Origin of the sequence: Microcoleus sp. Pol14D4 (assembly GCF_036701245.1) — a bacterium.
GTDB lineage: Bacteria > Cyanobacteriota > Cyanobacteriia > Cyanobacteriales > Microcoleaceae > Microcoleus.
In genome coordinates this window covers 24,600-32,308 of sequence record NZ_JAUBQM010000078.1, presented here as the reverse complement: position 1 = coordinate 32,308, position 7,709 = coordinate 24,600, and the positions used below count along the sequence as shown (strand labels likewise).

Sequence of the window (7,709 nt, the reverse complement as noted above, 5' to 3'; positions counted from 1 at the left end):
ATAACAAATAACAAATAACAAATAACAAATAACAAATAACAAATAACAAATAACAAATAACAAATAACAAATAACAATTGGCAATTGGCAATTACCAACTGCCAACTGTCAACTGTCAACTGACATCTGACATCTGACAAAGCATCAAGCCAAACCACTGATTTGGATCTGTCCAAACTTGCACCGGCATTAAACCACGCTGCGAAAGTTCTGTCTTTACAGTATGGAGATTAAACTTGCGCGATATTTCGCTGCGGATAGTTTCTCCCGCTGCAAATTCAACCGTTAAATTAAGAGAACGCAACTGAACTGTTTGCGCTTTTTTACTTTTTAAGTGCATTTCAATTTGACATTCCTCTTGATTGTAAAAAGCCCAATGCTCAAACTGTCCTAAATCAAAATTTCCCTCATATTTTTGATTTAAATGTCGCAGCATATTCAAGTTAAATGCTGCCGTTACTCCTTGACTGTCATCGTAGGCAGGCTCTAAAATATCCTTAGATTTGTCCAAGTCAATTCCCAGCAAAAAATACTCTCCCGGCTGCAATGCACCGACAATTTGCGAGAAGAACAAATCGCATTCTTGAGCGTTGAGATTGCCGAGGGTACTGCCTAGAAAACTAATCATTCGGGTTGGCAACGGCGAAGGTGCAATTTTAGCTAAGGCTAATTCGTAGGTGCTGACAAGTCCGTGAATCTGGAGCGACGGATAATCTGCCAACAGTTGACAAGCGCTGCTTTCTAGGATAGTAGGACTGATGTCGATCGGCAAATAATGCAGGGGATACTCCAGTTGACTGTAAGCATCAAGGAGAATCCGAGTTTTGGTGGAACTGCCGCTGCCGAGTTCCACGATTTCGCAGGGGCCCGTTAAATTGGCGATCGCCCCCGCGCACCGCTGCAAAATAGCCGTCTCAGTGCGCGTCAAGTAGTATTCCGGCAACTGGCAAATCAACTCGAACAGGTTTGAGCCGCGATCGTCGTAGAAATACTTGGGAGGCAGGGATTTGGGGGTTTGAGTCAACCCGCTAACTACATCGCTGCCAGCATTGATTTCTGCGGGTGTCAGTGCCACAGCGCTCACCAGTCGCTCTAATTGCAGTCGGTTTTCTTTCGTTGAGGCTGAGTTTGTCGTGTCGGACAGTCTTGGGGATTTCATAAAGTAATTTTTAGATGCACATATCGGTATAGCACGCAGTCACGTTGCCAAATATCGCGCTCAAGTCAGATTTTTTATACCGATCTCTGTTCTGTATTTTCTCACCGGATGGCGATCGCATCCACAATTAAAACTTAAAATTTATCCACAAAAATTATTGAATACTTAACCAAACTTGTTTTCTTTGAGCTTGTTACATGGAAAAGAGTTGGGCATTTCGCAAACAAATTTTTTCCCAATTTCCTCTCCAGCCATTTATCTAATGTTCGTCAAATAAGCTTTGTAATGCAAGTATTAAAGAATGTGTTCATCGGAAAATTCGGATGACTAAATTCCTTAATACGAACAAATTTGATAGTATTTATAATTACCTAGCAAACTACTTAGCGCAGCGAAAACCAGCAATAATTTGCCGCACGCCCGGATAGTACCAATTCCGAAAGGTCGATCGCAGTGCCTGCGGAAAAGTCGCCCAACTACCCCCTTTCAAAACCCGGTGTTCTCCATCAAAATAAACTTGAGAATATCCCCTGTAAGGGTAACTTTCAAATCCCGGATAGGCGTCAAAGGTTGAAGCAGTCCACTCCCAAACATTCCCCAACATATCCCAGCAGCCGAGCGCGCTTGCTCCTTTGGGAAAGGCATCAACTGGCGAGGTATTGGCAATATTATTGCCGTGATTGCACAGGCTGCCATTTGGCGGTTCTTCTCCCCAAGGATAGATGCGATATGTTTGATTTGTGGCATTCCAACTCGCAGCTTTTTCCCATTCGGCTTCCGATGGCAAACGCTTGCCGATAAAGTTGCAGTAAGCTTCGGCTTCGTACCAACTGACACCGCAAACTGGATGGTTGTTGAAAGCTGGATTTTCTGACCAGTAAAGCGGTTGAGAGACGGCTTCGCCTTGCAGCCATTTCCAGCCGTCCGCTGACCACCAATCAGGGTTTTGATAGCCGCCGGATTCCATGAAATCTCGGTATTGACAGCAAGTGACCGGATAGCGATCGATCGAGTATGCTTCTAAATAACACAGGTGGCGCGATCGCTCGTTATCCAAAGCCTCAGCAGCATCGCTTCCCATGTAAAATTCTCCGCCCGGAATTTCAATCGCCGGGGAATCGGTAATTGGTAATTGGTAATCGGCAATTACTCCTCCCTCTTTCTTATTCCTTCTATCAGTTACGTCCCGGAAATCCGTTAAATCCGTTACCAAATCCGTTGCCGAACTTCTTTCTTCCTTCTTCCTGTGCATTTGCAACACGAAAGCAACAGTTTCGCAGTGCTGGCTTTCGTGTTGAATAATAAACCGCCAGAGACGTTCTTGCTTGTCGATCGGCGCTACTTCCAAATAATCTAACACCTTTTTTCTCACCGCGTCCAGATATAATTCAACTTCAGGTAACGTCGGCAGAAAAACCCGTTGTTGTTTCGGCAAAATATCAGCAGCAAACAGTTGGTGATACTGAGGCAAGACAGGTTCCAAGCCAGCACATCGTTGCAACAGCCACAAATCTTCAGTATAAGCAATGTGGCCTAAGTGCCAGCCAACTGGACTGAAATCAGGATGAGCTTGGCGGCAAAAAGTATCGTAGTCGATGTCTGTAAATAGCTTGAAAGTGCCGCGGCGACACTGCTGCAAATCGCGATAAATTGCCTCTCTACAAGATTGGATAGATTTCGATATCACGCTCTACTCCGGTACTGATAATGCTCTGGACTGGACACTCGTGCCAATTGCCTGCAAATAAAGGTTCAGAAGCAATGATGACAGAATCCGGGAAATTTAAATCGTCCCGCAGCCAATAGAGGGAAGGAGGGGTTTTTTGGGAAGCAAAGCGAGAGGCAACAAGCTGGTGTCCGTCACTGATAATGATATTAGCTGAAAATTCTACTTGGTGAAAGTTTGCTAGCTCTGCCACAGTTTTCAGCGTGTTTTGCAAAGCAGCTTCTAGAGTCACATTGGCGGCTGTCAATTCATTGACAAACAAACCGAAGATATGCTCTGAATCTGTAGTGCCGTTAATTGATTGATAAATGGTATCGCTAAGTCGATCGCGAATTGGTCTGTAAAGAGTTTGACGAAAATTCTTCACGAAGCCGTTGTGTACGAACAGCAGGCGATCGTTCTGAAACGGCTGACAGTTGCTCAAATCTACAGCTTGTCCTGAAGTTGCACTGCGAACATATCCGATCGCGCATCCGGATTCAACATATCGACTGATACTCGGAAGGTTAATGTCGCTCCAAATTGGCTGTACATTTTTATAGGTAAAGGGGTCAGTATCTAGGTGCGGGTGATACCAACCAAGACCAAAACCGTCAGCATTGAGTAGGCCAGAAGTCATTTCGCGGGGATCGTAACTCTGCACAATTAGGGAATGTTCCGGCTTGTACAGAATAGCATCGAGTAAAATCGGCTCCCCGAGGTAGCCAAGCAAACGGCACATAAAATTTTTGCAGCAATGTGATTAGCATTGTAAGTCATTAGCCGAAAAATTGCCCGATCGCCCATCTTCAGCGCTGGAAGGTTTTTTGTAGGCCGGTGCCAGCATCGCAGTACAAACGATACAGTTAAGGTAGAACCCCTGCAACACAAGGAGACTCTTGAATGTTCTTCGACGAACTCATCCCAATGGCGAAAGAATTGATCGAACAGCCGATCGCCTTCGCGGGCGGATTTTTATCTGGCCTGCTTCGACTCAACCTTCACGAAGATCCCGTTAAAAGCTGGATCGACGAGCAAGCTGGTTCAACTTCCTACACTACTCCCCCAGCCGAACCCACCAACGGCAAAAGCACGGGGCCTCAGTCAATCTCGATCGACTAAGGAAAAGCAGTAACATCCTCCCAACGCCAAACTGATTACAGTTATGGCGTGGGCTTCCAAACATCACGGTTTGGCTTTTCGCGTTTTTCTCTTACGGGATTTGCACACTTGGCTAGACTGAATTTCTCTGTGTCCGCTAAAAAGTCTGGGCAGACACTTAGACACTTTCGATTCCCGTATAGCCTTTCTCAGATAGATGAAGTACAATAACAGCAGTATGTAAACCAGTTCCAAATATTTTGCTGAGAAAGTTGACGGAATGCAAACTCTATCGCCTTTCCTAATTATTGATAATGTGTTGTTTTGATAAAACTGAAAATATATTTAAGTTTTAACCATAACTTCTCAGGTTTGTGATAAATCGGGCGAAGGGGGCGAAAAGTATATTATTACTTTAGCCCTTTTTCTTGACTACTGTATTTACTTATTTTGCCTATTTGTATGATACTTATCCATCACTACCAAAGCATTTTTTATAATTTACAGCATATTCCACGCAAATAGAGTACACCTTAATCCCAAACACTTACCAAAATGGTTGACAAACCCTTGCAACCGTACTCCATAAACCTGGAAATTGCTGTAGGTAGGTGACCGGATCGTAAAATGCTCAAATGTAATTGTATTATTTTCCTTCTTAAGTTAACTTATGTAAAAAAAGGTTGACACTTATGTATTATAATGTTTGTAAAAATAAAATATTATACACATTTTTTCGTTTTAGGTATCGCCATTAAACCTTTTATTGATAGACTTAAAGGGAAGTTATTCAAAATTTTAATCATTTTTATTTTCAACAAGCTGCGCTAAAATTATCAGTTGTACTGCCTTGATTTTACATAATTGCATAAATTTAGCTCGCTGAGCAATATTTTTGGTTTTATAACCCTGTTTAAGTAATCTTTTTTTTGACAAAACTGAGAACTCTCCCAAACAGTTAGCTAGGAATTTTTATGATATTGCTTACCTAAAGATAAACGTCGATAATTTTTTGTCTAAAATCAATATAATCAGCTTTCATTGCTAGTAATGTATGATATTTGCGATGGGCGAATAAACCTGCTGTAAGTGGAGGGGACTTCCCCTCCACTTATGGTGATGCTGTGACTATTGAGCGCATGAGAGTTCATTTATCTTATATTTTACTGTTATGAATACGTCAGCACTATGATACCTCATCTGTGTCACAAAGCCTATATCTGTGTACTCCTAACTTAATTATAATCCTACCACTTTTTAGAGTTAGCGTCTGCAGGCTTGGTTTGTGTAAAGCCAGGTTTTAACCTTTAGACTAAAGGGGTTGATAAAAATGAATTCAGCATCAAGACCACCAAAAAGCTACCGTAACTGCGTCGTCACCCAAAATCGATAGCGACTTTCAGGCTCAGGAGTTACTTATCAATTAATTACTGATTTTATAAGGTAAAATATCAAAATAAAAATCCTAATCGGTACTGGCTCTACCTGAGACAAGCTATAATATACAAGCTCTGTTCATGAGTTCAACGAGGATAACTCTAGTAGAAGGAAGCAGAAATAGTATGTTGAGACAAATGAATTTACAAACCAGACTTGTGAGTGCATTTCTGATGATGGGACTGTTAGTATTTTTCGTTGCCTGGGTAGGATGGAGTTCAACATCTAATCTCAGTCACCACATAGAGACTCTCGGTAACAATAACTTACCGAGTATTGAAGCTTTATTGAAAATAAACGAGGGACAAACCCAAATTGAGTCATCAGAGAGAGCGCTAATTAATCCGGCGCTCAGTCAAGAAGAAAGGCAAGATGCCTTAAACAGAATGGACAAGGCTTGGCAGCAAATTAAAGATGGGTTTAAAGCATACGAAGCCACTCCACGTAGCTCAGAGGAAGACGCACTGTATCAACAAATGCTTAAGTATTGGGAGGAGTGGGAGCAGGAAGATCGAGAATTCCTGCGAATTAATCAAGAATTTGAAAAAGTGGGAATTTTGAATCCTTTGGCTTTGCAGCTAAACCTAATTAATCAGGGTAAAAGTAAGTCGCCAGAAATGGCAACAGCCAAGACAGCTAGTAACCTTTTGAATAAACTTAGGCAGCAAGCTAAATTAATTCGCTTTAAATTTATTAATTCAGAAAACGCCACTTTAGCAGTGGTTGAATCCAACAGAAAACAAGCCGATGATGCTTATATAACCGCATACAATGATAGCAATAATACTAAAGTAGCTGTATTGTTAGGTATGACATTTGGACCGCTAATAGCTATTATTTTAGGTATTGCTTTAAGCATAGCGATCGCCAAACCTTTAGATAAGGCCCTGAAAGGTATTATTAATATGATTGTCAGTTCTTCTACCGAGATCGCTGCGACAATAGAGCAACAGGAACGTATTGCTGTACAACAAGCTGCTTCTGTTAATCAAACAACTACCACCATGGATGAATTGGGCGCATCATCGAGGCAATCAGCTATGCAAGCCGAGTCAGCTCTTGAGAATGCCAGTAATGTCTTAAACTTGGCAGCAGAAGGCAGTAAAGTAGTGCATAAAACCCAGCAGGGAATGTTGAGTTTGACTGAAAAAGTCGGAGCTATCGCCGATCAAGTTTTACATTTGAGCCAGCAAACCAATCAGATTGCTAATATTACCAATTTAGTCAGCGATTTGGCCAATCAAACTAATATGCTGGCAATTAACGCTACAGTGGAAGCAGTACGCAGCGGAGAACAAGGAAAGGGGTTTGGGGTGGTGGCGACGGAAATTCGCAGACTGGCAGATCAAAGCAAAAAATCGTCGGATCAGATTAATGATTTGATCGACGGTATTAAGAATTCCATTAATAAAACAGTGATGGTAACAGATGAGGGCAAGAAAACATTAGATAGTAGCCTAAAATTGACTGAAGGTACGGCGGATAATTTTAACAATGTTGCTAATGCTATTAACAGTGTAGTTGTGAGCAGTCAGCAAATTTATCTGAATACCAAACAGCAGGCGATCGCTATTGAGCAAGTGGTAGATGCGATGAATGTTCTGAATAAAGGAGCAACGGAAACAGCCAGCGGTATTACCCAAAGTCGAATCGGCACTCAAACACTTAACAAAGCTGCTTTAAATCTTACATCTTTAGTTTAATTGAGAAAAGTAATATCCTAAACTAGCGATTAAGGAGATGGGGACAAAATTTTCCCTATTCCCCATTTCCAATTCCCAATTTTGCCAAAGAATTGAAGGTGAGATATCCCCGTATATGAACGGGCTGGGGAGGTTTGAAGTATCTTTTCTAAAAGGGCTATATAGATGTGTATAGCAATTATCAAGTACAAATTTAGATTAAAGAATTGAAGAAATAGGGAATTGGTAATTAACTGGGAAGTACCTCACGAAAGTTGAGAACTGCTATATCAACGATCGTTGCCCAGAGCAACTTAATATATTATACCTTGTTAGTCGCTGTGTTTCCCAAGATGCTTTGTGATTCGTCGTCCACCCATCAGTGATCTGATTAAAATCAAGTATTGTTCAGGGGCGCGATTCCTCGCCGCCCCAAAACTCATATCCTCACTCATCCGCAGGGCGAGTGAGGATATGAGTTTTGATTGAGCTAACTATTGCAGCCAGTACCAAGGGTTGGTCAGTGCAGCAAACCCTTTTAGTCAAAGTCGATCGCCCAGTTGTATGCTAGATAGCACTTGACAGTTAAATTAAAAGGTTATTATGTATAGCACAACAAGTTCAG

General features: G+C 41.8%; 5 protein-coding genes. 2 read left to right on the top strand and 3 right to left on the bottom strand.

Annotated elements, in window-relative coordinates; all coding sequences use genetic code 11:
• Nucleotides 1-115: 115 nt before the first annotated feature.
• The 3 genes from egtD to egtC all read right to left on the bottom strand — a co-directional run bounded on the left by egtD (nt 116) and on the right by egtC (nt 3,606).
• Nucleotides 116-1,159, bottom strand: coding sequence for an L-histidine N(alpha)-methyltransferase (gene egtD, locus QUA33_RS22505; RefSeq protein WP_333151298.1), 1,044 nt, complete (start codon nt 1,157-1,159; stop codon nt 116-118).
• 379 nt (nt 1,160-1,538) lie between these two features.
• Nucleotides 1,539-2,846: an ergothioneine biosynthesis protein EgtB gene (locus tag QUA33_RS22500; RefSeq protein WP_333151296.1), complete on the bottom strand. Its 1,308-nt coding sequence runs from the start codon at nt 2,844-2,846 to the stop codon at nt 1,539-1,541.
• Entirely contained in the window at nt 2,818-3,606 is a 789-nt protein-coding gene (gene egtC, locus QUA33_RS22495) for an ergothioneine biosynthesis protein EgtC (RefSeq protein WP_333151294.1), read from the bottom strand. Before egtC ends, QUA33_RS22500 begins: the two co-directional genes overlap by 29 nt.
• A 161-nt stretch (nt 3,607-3,767) precedes the next feature.
• On the opposite strand from egtC, the gene QUA33_RS22490 reads away from it, so the two are divergent.
• Together QUA33_RS22490 and QUA33_RS22485 are read left to right on the top strand one after the other, a co-directional pair.
• The gene (locus QUA33_RS22490) at nt 3,768-3,986 is read left to right on the top strand and encodes a hypothetical protein (protein WP_333151292.1); all 219 of its coding nucleotides are present in this window, start codon (nt 3,768-3,770) and stop codon (nt 3,984-3,986) included.
• Nucleotides 3,987-5,539: 1,553 nt separating this feature from the next.
• On the top strand, nt 5,540-7,105 hold the full coding sequence (locus tag QUA33_RS22485) for a methyl-accepting chemotaxis protein (RefSeq protein ID WP_333151290.1): 1,566 nt from the start codon (nt 5,540-5,542) through the stop codon (nt 7,103-7,105).
• Nucleotides 7,106-7,709 lie beyond the last annotated feature (604 nt).